The sequence below is a fragment of the Albidovulum litorale genome (assembly GCF_025751495.1).
Classification (GTDB): domain Bacteria; phylum Pseudomonadota; class Alphaproteobacteria; order Rhodobacterales; family Rhodobacteraceae; genus Albidovulum; species Albidovulum litorale.
Map to the genome: position 1 here is coordinate 987,138 of NZ_JAOWKZ010000001.1, position 17,729 is coordinate 1,004,866.

The 17,729-nt window shown below is 63.6% G+C and carries 15 protein-coding genes; all 15 read right to left on the minus strand.

The features are described 5' to 3' along the window. Positions 1 to 28 precede the first annotated feature (28 nt). The 15 genes from OEZ71_RS05005 to OEZ71_RS05075 all read right to left on the minus strand — a co-directional run bounded on the left by OEZ71_RS05005 (position 29) and on the right by OEZ71_RS05075 (position 17,624). Entirely contained in the window at positions 29 to 1,048 is a 1,020-nt protein-coding gene (locus OEZ71_RS05005; RefSeq protein ID WP_263738808.1) for an Ldh family oxidoreductase, read from the minus strand. Between the two features lie 102 nt (positions 1,049 to 1,150). Continuing rightward, positions 1,151 to 1,789 (minus strand): DUF3726 domain-containing protein, encoded by a 639-nt coding sequence (locus OEZ71_RS05010; protein WP_263738809.1) that lies wholly within the window; start codon positions 1,787 to 1,789, stop codon positions 1,151 to 1,153. Then, complete coding sequence (locus OEZ71_RS05015) at positions 1,786 to 3,483, minus strand: hypothetical protein (protein ID WP_263738810.1); 1,698 nt, start codon at positions 3,481 to 3,483, stop codon at positions 1,786 to 1,788. The genes OEZ71_RS05010 and OEZ71_RS05015 overlap by 4 nt, the downstream gene beginning before the upstream one ends. A gap of 82 nt (positions 3,484 to 3,565) precedes the next feature. Next, positions 3,566 to 5,119: a BCCT family transporter gene (locus tag OEZ71_RS05020; RefSeq protein ID WP_263738811.1), complete on the minus strand. Its 1,554-nt coding sequence runs from the start codon at positions 5,117 to 5,119 to the stop codon at positions 3,566 to 3,568. Positions 5,120 to 5,157: 38 nt separating this feature from the next. After that, positions 5,158 to 6,171, minus strand: a complete 1,014-nt coding sequence (locus OEZ71_RS05025; RefSeq protein WP_263738812.1) for a dipeptidase — start codon at positions 6,169 to 6,171, stop codon at positions 5,158 to 5,160. Positions 6,172 to 6,176: 5 nt separating this feature from the next. Beyond that, positions 6,177 to 7,619: an aldehyde dehydrogenase family protein gene (locus OEZ71_RS05030; protein WP_263738814.1), complete on the minus strand. Its 1,443-nt coding sequence runs from the start codon at positions 7,617 to 7,619 to the stop codon at positions 6,177 to 6,179. 123 nt (positions 7,620 to 7,742) lie between these two features. After that, positions 7,743 to 8,636 carry a LysR family transcriptional regulator gene (locus tag OEZ71_RS05035; RefSeq protein WP_263738815.1) on the minus strand — a complete coding sequence of 298 codons (894 nt, stop codon included), beginning with the start codon at positions 8,634 to 8,636 and terminating at the stop codon, positions 7,743 to 7,745. Between the two features lie 86 nt (positions 8,637 to 8,722). Then, on the minus strand, positions 8,723 to 8,959 hold the full coding sequence (locus tag OEZ71_RS05040; RefSeq protein ID WP_263738816.1) for a hypothetical protein: 237 nt from the start codon (positions 8,957 to 8,959) through the stop codon (positions 8,723 to 8,725). Positions 8,960 to 9,111: 152 nt separating this feature from the next. After that, positions 9,112 to 10,263, minus strand: a complete 1,152-nt coding sequence (locus OEZ71_RS05045) for a WD40/YVTN/BNR-like repeat-containing protein (RefSeq protein ID WP_263738817.1) — start codon at positions 10,261 to 10,263, stop codon at positions 9,112 to 9,114. A 130-nt stretch (positions 10,264 to 10,393) separates the two neighbouring features. Continuing rightward, on the minus strand, positions 10,394 to 13,051 hold the full coding sequence (locus OEZ71_RS05050) for a cation-translocating P-type ATPase (protein WP_263738818.1): 2,658 nt from the start codon (positions 13,049 to 13,051) through the stop codon (positions 10,394 to 10,396). Positions 13,052 to 13,089: 38 nt separating this feature from the next. Continuing rightward, positions 13,090 to 13,533 carry a hypothetical protein gene (locus tag OEZ71_RS05055; protein WP_263738819.1) on the minus strand — a complete coding sequence of 148 codons (444 nt, stop codon included), beginning with the start codon at positions 13,531 to 13,533 and terminating at the stop codon, positions 13,090 to 13,092. A gap of 134 nt (positions 13,534 to 13,667) precedes the next feature. Further along, positions 13,668 to 14,888, minus strand: coding sequence for a serine hydrolase domain-containing protein (locus OEZ71_RS05060; RefSeq protein WP_263738820.1), 1,221 nt, complete (start codon positions 14,886 to 14,888; stop codon positions 13,668 to 13,670). A gap of 25 nt (positions 14,889 to 14,913) precedes the next feature. Next, positions 14,914 to 15,789: a cation diffusion facilitator family transporter gene (locus OEZ71_RS05065; RefSeq protein ID WP_263738821.1), complete on the minus strand. Its 876-nt coding sequence runs from the start codon at positions 15,787 to 15,789 to the stop codon at positions 14,914 to 14,916. 70 nt (positions 15,790 to 15,859) lie between these two features. Beyond that, positions 15,860 to 16,990 carry a DNA alkylation repair protein gene (locus tag OEZ71_RS05070; RefSeq protein ID WP_263738822.1) on the minus strand — a complete coding sequence of 377 codons (1,131 nt, stop codon included), beginning with the start codon at positions 16,988 to 16,990 and terminating at the stop codon, positions 15,860 to 15,862. A 109-nt stretch (positions 16,991 to 17,099) separates the two neighbouring features. Beyond that, entirely contained in the window at positions 17,100 to 17,624 is a 525-nt protein-coding gene (locus OEZ71_RS05075; protein WP_263738823.1) for a peptidoglycan-binding protein, read from the minus strand. Positions 17,625 to 17,729 lie beyond the last annotated feature (105 nt).

Below are 17,729 nucleotides of genomic sequence, written 5' to 3' on the forward strand. Positions count from 1 at the left end.
GGCCCGGCCGGGAGCAGGCTCTGAACCTTCAGGCCTGCCCGTCCCTGATCGCCCGAACCTTGGCAAGCGTCGCTGAATTGACGGCGACGCCACCTTTCAAGGCCTTGCGCCGAGCGGACGCCCTACCCTCGCCCGGAATATGTGCGCCCGGCCGGTCGCGCATTTCGGCCACGAGCGTCGCCAGACGGTCGGTAAACTGGCCGCCCGAGGTCGCAGCCGGATCGATGGCGATGAAGAACTGGCCCGTCGCAGGCGGCCCGCCCGCAGTGCCGGAAAACGGGCTGGCATGGACGCCAAGCGTCGCCCCCGTCATCGCCGCCGCCATCAGTTCGACGAGAAGCGCGATGCCCACGCCCTTGTAACCGCCCGACGGCGCCATGGAGCCCTTGAGCGCGATGGCCGGGTCGGTCGTCGGCTGCCCATCGGGGCCAAGCGCCCAGCCTTCGGGGATCGGCAGGCCTTCGCGCGAGCGTTTCATGATCTCGCTTTTCGCGATGACGCTGGCGCTCTGGTCGATGAGGATCGAAGGCGCGCCATTCGCATCCGGTGCCGCGATCGAGAACGGGTTGGTGCCGACGATTGGCTGACGCGCGCCGACCGGCGCGATGGAGGCGGGCGCATTGGTAAAGCCGATGCCCAGAAGACCCGCCTCGGCAATGGCGCGGGTATGCACGCCCAGAACGCCGCAATTGTAGGAATTGTGGATCGCAAGCGCGGCGATGCCCTGTTCGCGGGCCAGCGGGAAGAGCAGGTCGAACCCGGCCGAAATCGCCGGATGGGCGAAGCCGTTTGCCGCATCCACGCGGATCAGGCCCGGTTTCGGACGGTCCACGACCGGCACCGCGTCGCCCACGACCTTTCCGCATTGCACATGTTCGCAATAGATCGGAACATAGGCCATGCCATGGCTGGAAATGCCGTCGGCCTCGGTCTCGGCCGTGGCCTTGGCTAGGGCCCGGGCGCTTTCAGGGCGGGTTCCGGCGGCGACCAACGCATCGAAGGCCAGCGTCTCGATCTCGTCAAGGCTCAGCGTTTCGGTTTCGGCCATGTCGTATTCTCCAATAGTATTTCGAGTTCACATTGAATCAGAATTCGAACTTTTTTCGTTCGAATTCTGATGTTTGCCATATCGACTGAAACCCGAAATGCTTCAGTCGTTGTCAGTCAGACCCGCACCGGCACCGGCCGCACGGCTTTCCTCGGTCGCGGGCGCATAGGTGCGGTGGGCGAAGCGTTGCAGCACTTCGATGGCGTCCGGCTCAATGTCGCATCGCGCCCTTTCGGGCAACGCGTACCCTTGCGTCGCCTCGCCGCGCCGGATCGTCACGGTATCGACCTCCTGCACCGACAGCGCCTCGGCGCGCCCGTCAAAGGTCACGCCCTTCGGCCCGACAGTGACCGTCACACCACCCCAGGCCACGACAACCGTCCCCTCGCCACCGGCAAGAGCTGGCAGCAGGAAGGCCGGATAGGCACAGCGGCCAAGTTGTATCGCCGCGCCCGGTGCAAGCCCCTGCAACCGGTCGGAGAGCGCAGCCCCGGCGATCAGCGGGCAGAGCCGCCCCGCCGGTGCAGACCAATGCTCTGCCTCACAATCCGGGGCCAGATCGGTATAAGCCACGCCGTCATTCTGCGTCAGCAGATCGGCCAACAGTTGCGGCGCGGGCAGGTCATGCGTCGCCAGCCAGCGGCTTGCCCGCCCGGCCTCTTCCGCCAGCCCCCAGCTTAAGCCGCAGCCGCGCGCAGCCTTGCGGGACATCGCTTCCAGTTCGTTCAGCGACCAGTTCATTGGGCAGCCTCCTCAAGCGCCGGATAGGCCCAGTCATCGTCCCCCGATGCAGCAAGCTCATGCGGGAAAGGCGCGTCACGGTACATGTTGATCCGGACCCAGCGGTCAGAACGCGGATCGAAATGGCTGGCCCCGAAGAAGGCGAGTTTCGCGCGCAGAAGGTCGATGGGCATCATCGCAGCGGAGATCGTATTGTCCCGGATCTCGGCATAGGGATAGCGCGCGGCAATCTGGGCGCGGCGCACGATATGGCGGTGTTCGGGATGGGCGAGGACGAAGGCCGCTACCGTGGCGTCCCCCGCCATCGCGGTCAGGTCACGATACATCGCCGCCGCATCCCGGCCCGGTGCGAGCGGCTGTTCGTAAGGTGCCAGCGGCTCTTCGAACCGCTCGCCGAGCCTCGGCTCCAGCTTTTCCTCGGACGTGTACCAGACCCGCGCCTGCGCGGTCTGCGCATTCCAGTCGGTGGTCAGCGCCCAGCCATAGACATCCTCTACGATGTTTTTCAGCGCGTCCACCTGCATCGCCCCGTCGATCCGGTGCGCGGCGGCCTCGTTGGCGGCCATGCAGATATGAAGGTCGTCGACGAGGCGGCCGTAGGGTTCCATCATCAGTGAGACGAGAAGCTCCTGCGCCTCCAGTCCCAGATTGGCCTCGCCCCAGCGCCAGAGCGCGTCCCAGGGATGACCGCCCGCAAGGCCCGCTGCCTCCACATGACCGGCCAGAAGCTCGATATCGCGGGCGAGGCCCATGACCTTCTCCCGCTGCATCGGGTGTTCCGAACGCCAGTAGGAGATGTTCAGGATCGACCGGGCCAGCATTTCGCGGAAGCGGTCGGCCTCGGCCTCGCTTGCCGATGCCACAGACCGCACCCGCGCCAGCGCCTCTTCCCGCGCGGCGATCCAGTTGTTCAGAAGGACCGGATGGTTGATGAGATACGGCGCCATGCCAAGGCCGGTCGAATTGCCGATGCCAAGGCTGCGGCGCAGGACCGGGTCCAGCACCACGGCCGTTTCAGGCGACCGCAGGCGGGCCATTTCCTCGACCAGATCCAGAACGAAGGCGCGGGTCAGATAGACCGACAGCATCTCCACCTGGAAGGGCGCGCGGAATTCCGGGCGATTTTCGGTCTTTTCACGGTCGGCCGCGCCGAGCTTGCCAGAGCCGTAAACGGCGGTCGTGCGCATCAGGTAGCCCACGGCCCAGATCTGCTCCGGGTCGGGCTGTCGCCCGGCGGCGAGGCAATCGATGACATAATCGAAAAGCCGGACCGACCGGTTGGCCCGCGAGACGGAAAGTTCGCTTTCCGTGACCCGCCCAGCCTCCTGCTTCGGGATGTTCCGCGACAGGCGGTCGATATCCGCCTCGGTCGGGATGCCATCGAAAAGCGTGAAGGTCGCATCCCATTCGGTGGCAATCACCCGGTCGGAGCGTTTTTCCGGCGGCAGATCATTGGCGAAAGCGATGAGCGAATAGCTGCGCTCAGGCCCATGCGCGGTATAGACCGCGCGGCCGACGCCCTTGGCGTCGATGTCAAACAGGCGCCGCTCGAACCGCCAGTTCTCGGATTTCATCCGGCGCAGCAGCACCCGCATGAAGGAAAGGCGGCATTGGTGGAATGAGCCCATGCGGGCCAGCGTCATCACGACATTCGGATCGCGACGCTGTATCTGTGGATCGGCTGTCTGTGCCATGTGTTCCCCTGATTCTATCTGCGCGCGTTTCCCGGATGGTGGGCGATCCCGGTCCGAAACCGGAACCGCCCCGTTTTATTGATCAGTTCGCCCCGCGACCCTTCGCCAGCGTGATGCGCAAAGCATCCCAGAGCGAGGGCAGAAGCACCAGCGACACCGGCACGGCGGTGATCACGATGAAGCTTTGCAGCTTGCCGACGCCGCCCGACCCGGTATGCATCAAGATAAGCGCCATCGCCCCCATCGCGATGCCCCAGAACAGACGCACCGGCATTGCGGGCTGATCATCATCCGACATCGCCATGGCGATGACATAGGTCATCGAGTCGCCCGTCGTGGCCACGAAAACCGTGGTCAGGATCAGGAACAGGACGGAGACGATGAAGCCCATCGGCAGTTGCTTGGTGATCGCGAGAAGCGCTGCAGGCGGGTTGAAGCCCTCGAACGCGGTGGCGACCGATCCCGGTTCGGCGAGTTCAAAGGCGATGCCAGACCCGCCGACGATGGTGAACCAGAAGTTGGTGATGATCGGCGCGACGATGGACAGCATGATCACGATCGAGCGGATCGACCGGCCGCGCGAGACCCGCGCAATGAACATCGCCATCAGCGGGCCGTAACCGAGGAACCAGCCCCAGAAGAAGACCGTCCACCACCCAAGCCAGCCCGGATCACCGAAGAAACCCGCCTCACCCCGATACATCGCCATCGGGATGAAATTGGCGATATAGGTGCCCATGCCGCCGAAGAAGTTCTTGAAGATGAAGCCGGTGGGACCGGCGATCAGCATGAAGGCCAAGAGGACGGTTGCAAGGATCACGTTGAACTTCGACAGAAGCTGGATGCCCCGCGACAGCCCGGTCATCGCCGACACGGTGTAAAGCGCGACAAGCCCGAGGACGACCATCGCCTGCGTGGTGAAGGTGTCAGGAAGGCCGAAGAGATCGCCGAGGCCATAGCTGACCTGCAGCCCGAGAAAGCCAATGGGACCAACCGTGCCCGCGACAACCGCGATGATGCAGGAGGCATCGGCAATCAGGCCGATGGGACCGTTGATCGCCTTGTCACCGAACACCGGATAAAGCAGCGTGCGCGGTGCGAGCGGCAGGCCTTTTTCATAGTGGTAATGCATGAGCATGATCGTGGTCAGCGACCCGAGGATCGCCCAGGCGAGAAACCCCCAATGCATGAAGGCCTGCGCCAGCGCCGGGGTCACATCAGCCTCGGTATTGCCCGCGCCGCCGAAGAGCGGAGGGGAATAGAGGAAATGCGCCATCGGCTCACCGGCCGCCCAGAAGACGCCGCCGCCCGCCAGAAGCGTGCACATGATCATCGCGCCCCACTGGAACACGGTAAATTCCGGCCGGTCGAGCCCGCCCAGAACCGCCTTGCCGCCGGGCAGGACCACCAGAACGAGGCCGATGACGAAGGTCGCCAGAAGCAGGATCTGCCAGTAAAGACCGAAATACTTCGCCGAGAAGGCAAAGCCCGCATCGACGGCAGAGGACAGGCCCTCAAGATCGAGGAATGCCGTCAGACAGAACAGCGCGATGAACCCGGCTGTGATCGCAAACAGTGGCTTATTGACACTCGCAAAGCCGCCCCCGGCTGTTTGCGACGCAGTGATTTCGGTCATTCTCCCCTCCTTGGAATGGCCAAAGTGTCGAGCCGGGACTATTCCGCGGCGCGTTTTCCGGCGTCTGAGGACGCCTGAATCGGTGTGAAATTCTCATCGAAGAAACGCAGCCAGTTGCCGCCCATCACCTTCGCCACGCCCTCGGCATCGAAACCCGCCGCACGCAGGCCCGTCTCCAGATTGCCGAAATCGCGGTTGTCGCCGTAAAAGTCCGGCATGTCGGGGAAGCCGGGTGCCGCGGCCGAGCCTTCGCCGTAATCGATCTTCTTGGTCCAGCGCCCGGTGCGCATCCATTCGACGACGCTGTCGGGGTGGTCCTGACACAGATCCGTGCCAATGCCGATCCGGTCTATCCCCATCAGCTCAGCCGTCTGCGCGATCATTGAGCAGAAGCTCTCCAGCGTGCAGCCGCTTCCCCCCTGCAGATGATGAGGATAGACCGAAAAGCCGAGCATCCCGCCACTTTCGGCAAGCGCCCGCAGAACCCGGTCCGATTTGTTCCGCTTCGCCGGATGCCAGAATTCCGGGTTGGCGTGAGTGATGGCAATCGGCCGGGTGGAGTATTCGATGGCCTCAAGGGTCGAGCGTTCCGCCGAATGGCTCATGTCGATGACAAGACCCACGCGGTTCATCTCTTCGACAACCTCGCGGCCCATGCGGGTCAGGCCCATGTCGTCGGCCTCATAACACCCGGTCGCGAGCAGCGACTGGTTGTTGTAGGTCAGCTGCATGAAGCGCAGGCCAAGCGTGTGCAGGACCTCCACCAGCCCGATATCGTCCTCGATCGGGCTGCAATTCTGCGCCCCGAAGAAGATCGCCGTGCGACCGGTTTCCTTCGCCCGCCGCACATCGTCGCCGGTGCGGCCCTGAAAGATCAGGTCCGGATAGCGCTCGAACCAGCGGTTCCAGCGTTCGATGTTCAGCACCGTTTCACGGAAATTCTCGTGATAGGTAATGGTGACATGGACCGCATCGAGCCCGCCTTCCCGCATCTGCCGGAAGATTTTTTCGGACCAGTTGGCGTATTGCAGGCAATCAATGCGGTAGGTCATTGGCCTTACTCCGGGTTGCCGGCGGCGATATAGGCGGTCTTGACGGTGGTGTAGAACTCGGCCGCATAGGCGCCCTGCTCGCGGGGACCATAGGAGCTGTCGCCGCGACCGCCGAAGGGGACGTGATAATCGGTGCCCGCCGTCGGCAGGTTGACCATCACGCAGCCGGTGCGCGCGTTGCGGCGGAAATGCGCGGCGCGGGCGAGGCTTTTGGTGACGATGCCCGAGGTCAGGCCGAAATTGGTGTCGTTCACGACCGAAAGCGCCTCATCATAGCTGTCGACCTTGATGACGCAGGTGATCGGCGCGAACATCTCTTCGCGGTTGATGCGCATGTCGTTCTTCGTGCCGGTGAAGACGGCGGGCGACATATAGAAGCCTTCGGTCTTCATCGTCAGCCGCTCACCGCCGCATTCCAGCGTGGCACCTTCCTTCTTGCCAAGGTCGATATAGCCAAGGTTGCCGTTCAACTGGCCTTCGCTGACCACCGGCCCCATCTGGGTACCCGCCTCAAGCGCGTGGCCGACCTTGAACGCCTTGGCGGCAGCGACCAGCTTTTCCACGAAGGTATCGTGAATGGCCGAATGCACGACCAGACGCGACGAGGCCGTGCATTTCTGGCCCGAGCCGCCAAAGGCACCCCCGGCGGCAAGGCTGACGGCGAGTTCGATATCGGCGTCGTCCATCACCGCGAGCGCGTTCTTCGACCCCATCTCCATCTGCAGCTTCGTGAGGTTGCCAATGGCCGAGGCCGCGATCTGCTTGCCCACGGGCACCGACCCGGTGAAGGAAATCGCGTTGATGCCGGTGCTTTCGACCAGCTTCTGGCCGATGGCCCCGCCCGCCCCCATGACGAGGTTGAAAAGCCCCGCCGGAATGTCCTGGCGCGAAATGATCTCGGTCAGGGCCACGGCCGAAGCGGGCGTCAGGTTGGCGGGCTTCCAGATCACCGCGTTGCCGAAGGCGAGCGCAGGCGCGATCTTCCAGGTCGCGGTGGCGGTCGGGAAGTTCCAGGGCGAGATGATCGCGACGACGCCCACGGGTTCGCGGCGCACATCGACCTCGACGCCCGGACGGACGCTGTCGGCGTTGTCGCCGATCTGGCGCAGGCATTCAGCGGCGTAATAGGTGAAGAACTGCCCGGCGCGATAGACCTCGCCCTTGCCCTCGGCCAAAGGCTTGCCCTCTTCGCGCGCCAGAAGCGTACCCAGCTCCTCGGCCCGCGCCATCAATTCGTTGCCGATGGCGTTCAGCACGTTCTGACGACGTTCCAGCCCGTAACCGGCCCAGACCCGTTGCGCCTCACGCGCCGCATCCAGTGCCTTGTCGAGCTGCGCGGTGGAAGCCTGCGCATATTGACCGATCACATCGGAAAGGTCCGAAGGGTTGATATTGTCGATCGCGCTGTCACCTGCGACCCATTCCCCGGCGATGTAATTCTTGTTCACGGGTGGCCCTTTCCGGATTGTTCGTCAGTCATCGGGACGCAGAGCGGCCCGGCGCGACAGTAAGGGCAAGCGCCGATTCAGTTCAAACCGAAAGCATTGTAGTTTTGTTCAGTAAAATTGAATTCAGGATGAGCGACGGTCCAGAATCCCTGACAAACCGATTTCGCCTAAAGCAGCGAGGAAGGCCCGCGCCGCAGGGGCCAGCTTTTGCACCGGCTGCGATACGACATGCACATCGCGCTGTGCCGCGGTTTCCGCCAATGGCCGGAAGACAAGCCCGTCCCGCTCTTCCAGAACGGCAAGGCGCGGCAAAATGGTGATACCCACTCCGGCCCGCACGAAGCCAAGCAGAGACGCAGTGTTTGGCACTGAAAGGCGCGAGGCGGCAAGGATCGGCGCAAATGCTTCTTCCCGGATCAGATCGCACAGCCCGTTAGCGATCAGGTCATGATCGGCGATATCGGTCCAGCCCACCGACCCGCGCTCTGCTGCAAGCGGATGGTCCGAGCGACAGACAATGCCGAACCCGTCAGAGAAGAGCCGCTTGCGATCAAAGCCGGGCATCGGGCCCAGAGTGGCGATACCGATATCGGCGCGCTCGCGTTCCAACTCGTGCTGCACGGCGGCCGAATTCATGTCGCGCAGATCGACCCGCACCTTCGGATGGTCTGCCATAAAGCTGCGGATGACGGATGGCAGTACGGCCGTGGCGACAGAAGGCGTGACGGCGAGCCGCACAAAACCCAGTTCGGCCCGAGAGTGACCCTCGATCATCGCGACAGTGCGGGCGAAATGATCAAGCTCCCGCCGCGCCTCGGCATGGATCATCTCGCCCAGTGGCGTCAGCCGAGACTTGCGCGCACCCTCGAACAAGGGGGCGGCAAGGTGATCTTCGAACTGCTTCAGCATCATCGACACGGCCGAAGGTGTGCGCCCCAACGCCTCGGCCGCGCCTGCGAGACCGCCATGGTCACAAACCGCCACGAAGCAGCGCAACATGTCGATCTTGATGCTCATGAATTCAACTCACCTTAACTTCTGCCTCATAGATAAAGCCACGCCGAAATTCTGGCCAGTCAAAACCGCGCGACGGGGCCGATACCTCACCCGCGCCCATTCCGCCTGCGCCGGAACGCACGGATGTCGAGCCAGACCACCGCAATCCCGAGGGGGATCATCCAGAACCCGAGCACCGGCAGAAACCCGAGGATACCACCCGCGATCAGAAGCAGGCCGAGCAGCAGGCGAAGACCGGGCGGAACCTTTTGGTTGATCCGGACCAGAACCCTTCGGCCTCGCTTCCATAGCGTCCTCATCCTGTCACGGTCGATTAAAGCCATGTGATGGCGACTCCCAGACCCCAACGCATGGGGCGCCACATTTGAACATTGCCGGCCGTGCCCGAGATCCACTTCTCGCGACTCCGCGCGCGCGTTGGGACCGCCGATCACGTTCGGCAGATATAGGATGCGCCTGCAGCAAGATAAGAGCCTCAGCCGCGCTCCAGAACTTCGACGGAAAGGATCGTCGGCAGGTGGCGGGCGATTTCGTCCCATGTGTCGCCTTCGTCCACGCTGGCGAAGACTGAACCTGAATTGGTGCCGAAATAGATGCCCGCCGGGTCGTGCGTGTCGCCCGCCATGGCCTGCCGGAGCACGGTAAAATAGCAGCTTTCCTGCGGCAGCCCGTTCCGCATCGCCTGCCAGCTCTGTCCGCAATCGCGCGACCGCCAGACAGCGGCGGCGGCACCGGGCGGGAACCGGCCCGCCGTGTCGCCGTTCAACGGCAGGGTCCAGATCGTGTCCGGGTCACGCGGATGAACGCGGATCGGAAAGCCAAAGGTCGAGGGCAGGCCTTCGGTGATATCGTCCCAGCTGCGCCCGCCATCGGAGGATCGCCAGACCCCGTGATGGTTCTGCTGGTAAAGCACATCGCCGCCACCCGGCGCCCGCATCATGTTGTGCACGCAATGCCCGGTCTCGCCGTCGCGTGGCGCGGCGGGGTGGTCATGATGGTCACAGGCCTCGGCATTCGAAAGCCGGTTGCGCCGGTCCCATGTCGCACCGCCATCCTCGGTCGCAAAGACGCCGGCTGCGGAAATGCCGACCCAGAGCTTCTTCGGATTGCCGGGATCGGCGACGATGGTGTGCAGCACCAGCCCCGCCGCACCGCCATTCCAGTCGGGACGCGAGGGGTGATCGGTCAGCCCCTCCACCGTCTGCCAGGTCACACCGCCATCGTCGCTGGTGATCAGGCTGGCAGGCTTGGTCCCGGCATGGAGCCGACCATGGGCAAGGCCCAGCGACCAGACCTGCGCAAAGTCCGATCCGAATTGCGGCGCGTCGCCAGTCCAGCCGATCATCTCGGCGAAACCGGGATCGTTCGCGGCCCAGTCGTCCATCTGCCCCTTGGTGAGCTTCGCCAAAGCCCAGGTCCTGCCGCCATCGACCGACCGCCAGACGCCCGCGCCATGCCACTCTCCGCCGCCCCCGGCCCAGATCATGCCGGTTTCCGGGTCGCCAACCGCATGATTGATTGGCCAGCCGTTGCAGTGCGGGCCCGAGACAGTCCAGCCATCTCTTCCCCCGGCAATCAGAAAGAGACCTTTGGTGGTTCCAGTCAGGATCGTGACGGACCGGGACATCGGGGCGGCCTTTCCATGCGGATACAAGGCAAGCCTAGCACAGGCTCGATGCCCGGCACAGAGCGTCAGAGCCGCCCACAAGGGTGACTATTTCGGAAACACGGACATCAGCTTCAGGCCTATGCAACTGTTATTGATGCTGGCCCCGTCCCGCGCGGCGGCGCGCCGTCAGGGCGAGTTGCCCCGCCAGAAGAGGGCCCGTGCTCAGGACCGCCGCCAGCACAAGACCCTGGCCTCCGGGATGGGGCAGATCCAGAAGCTGCGACGCGCTCGGCAGCCAGAGCGCGATCGCGATAAGTGCCAAACAGAGGATAAGCGCCGCCCATACATACCGGTTGCGTGTCACCTCGTTCACCCAAAGCCGGGACTCCGGGCTGCGAAGATTGAAGACATTCCAGAGCTGTGCCAGCGCCAATGTCACGAAGGCGACCGTCACCGCCCGCCGTGCATCAAGCCCCAGCCAGCCGAGCGCAAGACCAAAGGCCGCGAGCGTCGCGGCCGTGATCGCAGCCCCCAGAATAGCGATCCGCCTCCATTCCGCCCGACCGATGATCTGTTCGCGGGGGTCGCGGGGAGGGACCGTCATGACATTCGCATCGCCGCCGCCAAGGCCCAGCGCAAATGCCGGGAAAACATCAGTAATCAGGTTCAGGAACAGGATCTGCAATGGCAGAAGCGGTGGTGGCAATCCAGCACCCACCGCAATTCCGACGACCAGAACCTCGCTGACATTGCAGGACATCAGGTAGACGACGAACTTGCGGATGTTTTCAAAGATCACCCGCCCCTGACGCATCGCCGCGATGATCGTCGCGAAGGCATCGTCCCTAAGTACGACATCCGCAGCCGCGCGCGCGACAGCCGTGCCGCGCAGGCCCATCGCGATCCCGATATCGGCCTTCTTCAACGCCGGTGCGTCGTTCACACCGTCGCCCGTCATCGCGACGATATGGCCGTCGGCCTGAAACAGCGAGACCAGCATCAACTTTGTATCCGGCGCCACGCGGGCAAAAACGTCAGCGTCAAGAATGCGTTCCAGCAGGGCATCATCGGGCTGACGGTCCGCCAACCCGCGCAATTCGCGCCCCTCCATCACGGCAGCGCCTTGCGCAGCAAGACCCGCATCCCGCGCAATTCTCGCCGCTGTATCGGCGTGATCGCCCGTGACCATCACCACACGGACCCCGGCGTCGCGGCTTGCCCGGATCGCCGCAGGCACATCCGGCCGCAACGGGTCCAGAAGGCAGGCAATCCCGACAAGAGTCAGACCTTCATAGGGCGGTTCATCGGGTGAATTTTCCTGTTTCATCGCCAGCGCCAGAAGCCGGAGCCCGGCCCCGGCCGCCTGCGATTGCCTCCGCGTCCAGTCGGCGCGGTCATCAGCGCCTAGGGGACGGGCGCCGTCTGCCCCGAATTCATGGCTGCATACGTCCAAAACCGCCTCCGGCGCACCCTTCACCGCATAGAGGAAGCCATCCCCGGCGGCATGAACCGTGGCCATCATCTTTCGGTCGGGATCGAAGGCATGTTCCGCAACCCGCTGATTGCGATTCTCTGTCTCATTGCGGCTTAGTCCGGCGGCCTCGGCAGCAGTCAGAAGCGCGATTTCCATCGGGTCGCCGCTAAGGCCCTCCGCAGTGCCGTCACCCGGTCGGGCGGTGTTGCAGAGGACCCCGATCCTGAACGCCTCGGCCAGGCGCGCATCCGTCGCCAATCCCTCACCGGTTTCGATATCTCCGTCCGCCAGTAGATAGCGGACAACCGCCATCTCGTTCGCGGTCAACGTGCCGGTCTTGTCGGTCATGATCAGCGTCGTCGCGCCCAGCGTCTCGACGGCGGACAACCGGGTAATGACCGCGTTGCGCGCCGCCATGCGCCACATTCCCCGCGCGAGGCAGAGGGTCGCGACCACCGGCAGCCCTTCGGGCACCGCCGCCACTGCAAGCGCGACACCGGTCTGCACCATCACGCCGACCCCGAGGCCTTGCAACACACCAGCACCGATTGTCATCACCGCCAGTCCAAGCGTCAGCCAGACCAGACGGTGGCCAAGCCTGTCGAGCTTACGCTCCAGCGGTGACGCCTCTCCCTTGGCCGTTGCCGCAAGATGGCTGATGCGACCGATCTCGGTCTTCATGCCGGTCGCGACGACGATCCCCTCCCCCGATCCGCGCGTGATTGCGGTTCCCTTGAACGCCATGTTCACGCGATCCGCGATGTCGGTCTGAAGGGCAAGGACGTCAGGCACTTTCTGCACTGGCGCGGATTCCCCTGTCAGGACGGATTCATCTATCTGCAGGGCCGACACAGTTAGCAGCCGAAGATCCGCGGTCACGATATCGCCGACCTCCAGAAGCACGATATCTCCCGGCACCAGAACGCGCGCATCGACCTTTCGCGTATTGCCGCCACGCCTGACCAGCGTCCGCGTGTCGGCAAGGCGTGTCAGCGCCTCCATCGATCGGGCGGCACGAAGCTCTGTGACGAAGCCGATCACGCTGTTGATCGCGAGGACTACGAGGATCGCTGCGCCCTCAGCCAGATCACCGAAAAAAAATGAGAGCGCAGCAGCAGCCGTCAAAAGCCAGACGATGACGCTTCTGAACTGGTGCGCCAGGATCGAAATGACGCTTTGCGGCTTATGCTCGGCCAACCGATTGAGGCCGTAGACGCGCTGCCGCCGACGCACCTCGTCGTGGTCGAGGCCCGTGTTGGGATCGCAGCCCATATTTGCCACGACCGCTTCGGGGGGGAGCGCAAAAGCGCGCGAACTCTCCGATTTCGTCATGATCCCCCCGTAGCCGGCGTCACCGTCGGGCCATGTGTTCATACGGGGTCGGAATGCTCCGTCTTGATCATCGCGATCTCATCCGAAGCCTTCTCGAGCGCTTCCTGACCCGTCTCCACCTCTGCCTTGGCAAGATGACCGGCGCATCGTGCGCAGAACCCAGCCCATTCCTGCATGTCCTGGGCAATCCTTTCGGCCGAGTGCAATTGCCATTCGCTCAGTGCCTTCATGACGGCCGCGGGATTAGCGACCGTGTTTCCGGCCGCCGCCTCGCTTGCCTTGAGGGCAGATCGGGCAGCGGTATGGCGGCGTGCGAACCAGTGCTGACTGAATTCTTCAGCCTCGCACAGCAGCTGCTCCTGAATTTCCCAGAAATGCCGTGCGAGCGGGCCGGTCAGAGGATTGAGCCGAAACGCAGCCAATGTCTGGTGGGACAGATCGGTAACCATGTCGGCGTCGGAAGGGGCGGCGGGTTTAGCCATCTTGAGTCTCCATCGAATCGGCGGGCCTCTTCTCTGAATCTGTTCAACTGATAGGTGATGCGCATTGACAAGGGTCAAAGCCCCACCGCAATGGGCCGTTAAGCATCGGAAAACGACCAGCCTTCCAGCTTCGATCAGCGGCCCATATGACGGGCGATGGCGTGGAACGCCGCGACGGTATCCTTCATGCGCTGTGGATTCGTGGCCTCGGGCCATGTCGAGAGCTTCACAAAGACCATCCCGCGTTCGGGCGAGACATAGATGCATTGCCCGAAAACACCGAGACAGAAATGACCGCTTCGGTCCCGGTCCTCGATCCAGAACTGGTTTCGGTAGCATCCGTTCGGGAAGTAATCCCGACCGTGGTCGTTGAAATGGCCATGATCGCCACCCTGTACATCGGCAATCCAGGCATGGGGAATGACCTGCCGTCCTGCGACCATGCCGCCGTCGAGGTAAAGCTGACCGAAGCGGGCGAGATCCCGCAGGCTGGCGTTGAAGCCGCCACAGGCCAGCGCATAGCCGGACGGATCGACGGTGAAATAAGCCTCGGCCTCTGCCCCGAGCGGTTTCCAGAGCCGGTCCGATACGATTTCGGGCAGGCGCTGCCCCGTCACCCGCTCCATCGCATGGGCAAGGACATCGGTTTCGATCGACCGGTATTCGAACCGCGTGCCATGCACGGCCTCTGTGGTTTTCAGCGAAAGGATCTGATCATGGACCGAGGCGGGCCAGTCGGCGTGTTCATAGCCGGGCGGAACCGGTTTCCAGCCTGATGCAACGTCCATCTTGCCGATATCGCTCATCCGGTTCGCATAATCGGATTCGTCGAACCGAACGCCTGACGTCATGTCCATGACCTGACCGAGCGTGGCACCGGCCCAGGCAGTGGCGGCAAGTTCCGGAAGGACATCGGTGACCAGCGCATAAGGATCGAGCAGCCCCTCCTCGATCAGCGGCGCGGCAGCGGTCGCGGTTATGGACTTCGACACCGACTGCATAAGGTGCAGCGATCCGAGGCTCATGCCGTTCCAGTAGGATTCGTGGATGATCCTGCCATCCATCAGCACCAGAAAGCCGTCGGTATAGGTCCGGTCGATCCATTCGGCGACGGTTGTGGGGCCTGCGCCCGTGTCAAAGGTTATCCCCTCGATCGGCACCTGCGTCTCTTCCAGCGGCCGCATGTAGTCGCCGCGCGGAACAGATGCAGTCGGCAACAGCTTGCGCATATGCTGGAAGGCCCAGCGGTTCCAGGGCGGCCGGTCCCAGTCGATCATCGGCACCCGCCATTCGGGCGGCGGTGGCGTGCCGACCATGATCGGCGGAGGTGTCTCGGAATTCAGATAACTGTGCATCCTGTTCCCTTCCGTCCCCTGCGTCTTACCGCTCTCCTGCGACATCCTTGTGCACGATCACATCGCATTGCGGCCATGTCTCGATGATCTTCCGGCGCAGACTGGCACCGATGGCATGGGCGTCGCGCAGCGACTGATCTCCGTCGAGCTCGATGTGGATATTCACGAAAACCCTGCTGCCCGCCATCCGTGTCTTCAGATCGTGGAAACCATGCACGCCCGGCCAGGTTCCGGCAAGCTCGCCGATTGCGGCGATCAGTTCGGGGTCGGCACGCCGATCCATCAGCGCATCCCAGGCCCCCTTGCCAATCCGAATAGCTCCGAAGATCAGCATCAGGGCTGCTGCGAGAGCCACAACGCTGTCGACCTGCCCGACACCAAAATGGCGCGAAATCCACAAAGCGCCGATTGCGCCCACGGACGGCATCAGATCGGACATGTAGTGCAGGGAATCCGCCGCAACGACCTTGTTGCCGGTCATCCGCGCGACCCTCCGCTGCCAGAGGACAAGCGCCACGGTCAGAAGGATCGACACCACCATGACGGCAATCCCGCGCCCCTCTTGCGCAAGCGCGGTCGGCGTATCCGACAGAAGCCGACGCACTGCGCCGGTGCCTATGACCACGCCCGAGATGACGATAAAAACCGATTGCGCCAGCGCCGCGAGATCCTCGACCGATGTATGGCCAAAGGCATGATCGTCATCGGCGGGGCGTGCCGCATAGAATATCGCCATAAGCCCGCCGAGCGACATCATCAGGTCAAGCGCACTATCCGCCAGTGAGGCCGCGACCGACAGCGCCGAAGTGGCGCCAAGCGCCCAGAGCTTGAGCCCAACGAGGATCAGCGCGACCGAGACCGAGGCGATCCCGGCGGAGAGGTTGAGAGAGGTCTTTTGCACGTGCTTGATCCGGCAGGTCTTTGACCGGGCTCATACCATCCCCGGGCGGGGCGCGAAAGGCGCACCGTTCTTACGATGCAGCGCAGTCCAGGTGGAACGCCACCCGGTCACTATCCCGCCCGTTGACCCTCAACGCGACGGCATGTTGCCCCGGATAGTGCCGCCGGGTTGTAACCTCGCGAAAGCGGTGGGTACGCCGGAACTCGCGGCTTTCTCCGGCTTCAAGCGTCAGGACCGTCCCCTTGAACACTTTCGGAGAAAGCTGGCCATTCGCCTTTCGGAAGTGGAGGACGTAATCAACCGTCAGCTCCTGCGGCTCTGTCGTTGTGGACGACAAATCGGCGGCAATGGTCAGGTCGTCGCCCATCCCCACACGGTCCGCCGAAAGACGCGGCACGACCGGCGCGAGACGTGGCGGCATCCGACCAAAGACGGCAAGCGTATCGGCGTCACCCGCCTTGATCAGCCCACGGCAGGCGTGGCGCAGGAGCGCCCGGCGCGGTTGATCGGCGCCATCCATCCAGTCCCGGGCGATGCACGTCACGAGGGCCGGATGATCCTTGGCGATATCGTTCAGGTGATTTGCAACGGATCGCCGAACATATTCCTCCGGATCGTCGCGCAGCCTTGACAGAAGCGGCAGGGCCGGCGCGGGATCGGCCCTGAGCGCGGGCAACTGCATGGCCCACGGCAGACGCGGGCGCGTTCCTTCGGAAACCAGACGGCGCACATGGCGGTTCGGATCATCAACCCAGCGCGACATGATGGCCAAAGCCCGGCCCTGATCGGCCAGCAGGAAATGGCGGATGCCGAATTCCGATGAAAAACGCTTGGTCATCTCGGCCAGCGCCGCCATCGAACTGTCGAACGCGTCCAGCCCGTACTGGCCGACGATCATGGTCAGCGGCAAGATACCCCAGCCACAGATGCCGTCTTCATCCGACGGCGCGGCGGCATGGTCCAGAGGATCGGGATGCAACACCGCCGTCAGGATGCGGTTGCGTTCCTCCGCATCGCCCGGCAACTGCGCATGTAGCGCATCCGCAATCAGCTGGGCGCGGGCTTTCAGTTCCAGCGCCTCCAAACCGGGCAAGACCGCATTCTCAAAAGCTCCGGCGTTAAATCCTGCCCAATGGCGTGACATCAGCCGCCCGATCAGGCTCACGAGGCCGGGTGAATAGACGGATTTGAACGGTTCCATGAGGTTCCCCGACCATGGCAAGACCCGAAGGACCCTGCCATGGTCGGGGACGGAGCGCCAAGCCCGTGAGCGGCGCGCTCCTGCCACCCTCCTGTCAGGAGGATGGCGGCTACCCGATCAGTTGGGCGTAGAAATCGTAGGCACCGGCGGTGGTCGAAAGCTGGTTGGTGCCCTGCGTGTCACCGGCATAGGCCATGATCGCCCGATGCGTCTGCGGCCCGAACGAACCATCGATGCCACCATGGTAGTAACCCCAGTTCGACAACCGGGTCTGCACCGCGCGGCGCTCATAGGCCGAGAGCCTGTTAAAGGCCTGTGCCGCCGGGCTCGAATAAATGCCGGACTGATAGGACGGTTGCTGATAGCTCGGCTGGTAGGTCGGCTGCTGATAGCTTGCCGGGGCACGGTAGGTCTGAGCCGGCGGCTGGTACTGCGGCTGGGTGTAGCGCTGGGTCGTGGCCGGTTGGCTGTTGCGGTTGTTCAGGATCACCGCGCCGATGATCGCGGCAGCGGCGAGACCCTTGACGAGGTCCTGTTCCTTCTTGCCCCAGGCATGGGCGGGGGCGGCGGCGGTCATTGCCAGCGACAAGGCGGCAATACCGGAAATCGTGGTGCGTCTGACATTGGGCAGCATGTCGTTTCCTTTCGTGCTGAACACTTGCCCCGATATGGCCGACCGCGGGTTGCTAGGCAAAATCAGCCCCTCGTTATGCGATAACCGGGCGCCCGGTGTCCGCTT

Excerpts from the sequence above, each read along its gene's own strand:
- OEZ71_RS05005 (WP_263738808.1), bottom strand. The coding sequence starts at position 1,048 with ATGGCCGAAACCGAAACGCTGAGCCTTGACGAGATCGAGACGCTGGCC.
- OEZ71_RS05010 (WP_263738809.1), bottom strand. The coding sequence starts at position 1,789 with ATGAACTGGTCGCTGAACGAACTGGAAGCGATGTCCCGCAAGGCTGCG.
- OEZ71_RS05015 (WP_263738810.1), bottom strand. The coding sequence starts at position 3,483 with ATGGCACAGACAGCCGATCCACAGATACAGCGTCGCGATCCGAATGTC.
- OEZ71_RS05020 (WP_263738811.1), bottom strand. The coding sequence starts at position 5,119 with ATGACCGAAATCACTGCGTCGCAAACAGCCGGGGGCGGCTTTGCGAGT.
- OEZ71_RS05025 (WP_263738812.1), bottom strand. The coding sequence starts at position 6,171 with ATGACCTACCGCATTGATTGCCTGCAATACGCCAACTGGTCCGAAAAA.
- OEZ71_RS05035 (WP_263738815.1), bottom strand. The coding sequence starts at position 8,636 with ATGAGCATCAAGATCGACATGTTGCGCTGCTTCGTGGCGGTTTGTGAC.
- OEZ71_RS05040 (WP_263738816.1), bottom strand. The coding sequence starts at position 8,959 with ATGGCTTTAATCGACCGTGACAGGATGAGGACGCTATGGAAGCGAGGC.
- OEZ71_RS05045 (WP_263738817.1), bottom strand. The coding sequence starts at position 10,263 with ATGTCCCGGTCCGTCACGATCCTGACTGGAACCACCAAAGGTCTCTTT.
- OEZ71_RS05050 (WP_263738818.1), bottom strand. The coding sequence starts at position 13,051 with ATGACGAAATCGGAGAGTTCGCGCGCTTTTGCGCTCCCCCCCGAAGCG.
- OEZ71_RS05055 (WP_263738819.1), bottom strand. The coding sequence starts at position 13,533 with ATGGCTAAACCCGCCGCCCCTTCCGACGCCGACATGGTTACCGATCTG.
- OEZ71_RS05060 (WP_263738820.1), bottom strand. The coding sequence starts at position 14,888 with ATGCACAGTTATCTGAATTCCGAGACACCTCCGCCGATCATGGTCGGC.
- OEZ71_RS05070 (WP_263738822.1), bottom strand. The coding sequence starts at position 16,990 with ATGGAACCGTTCAAATCCGTCTATTCACCCGGCCTCGTGAGCCTGATC.
- OEZ71_RS05075 (WP_263738823.1), bottom strand. The coding sequence starts at position 17,624 with ATGCTGCCCAATGTCAGACGCACCACGATTTCCGGTATTGCCGCCTTG.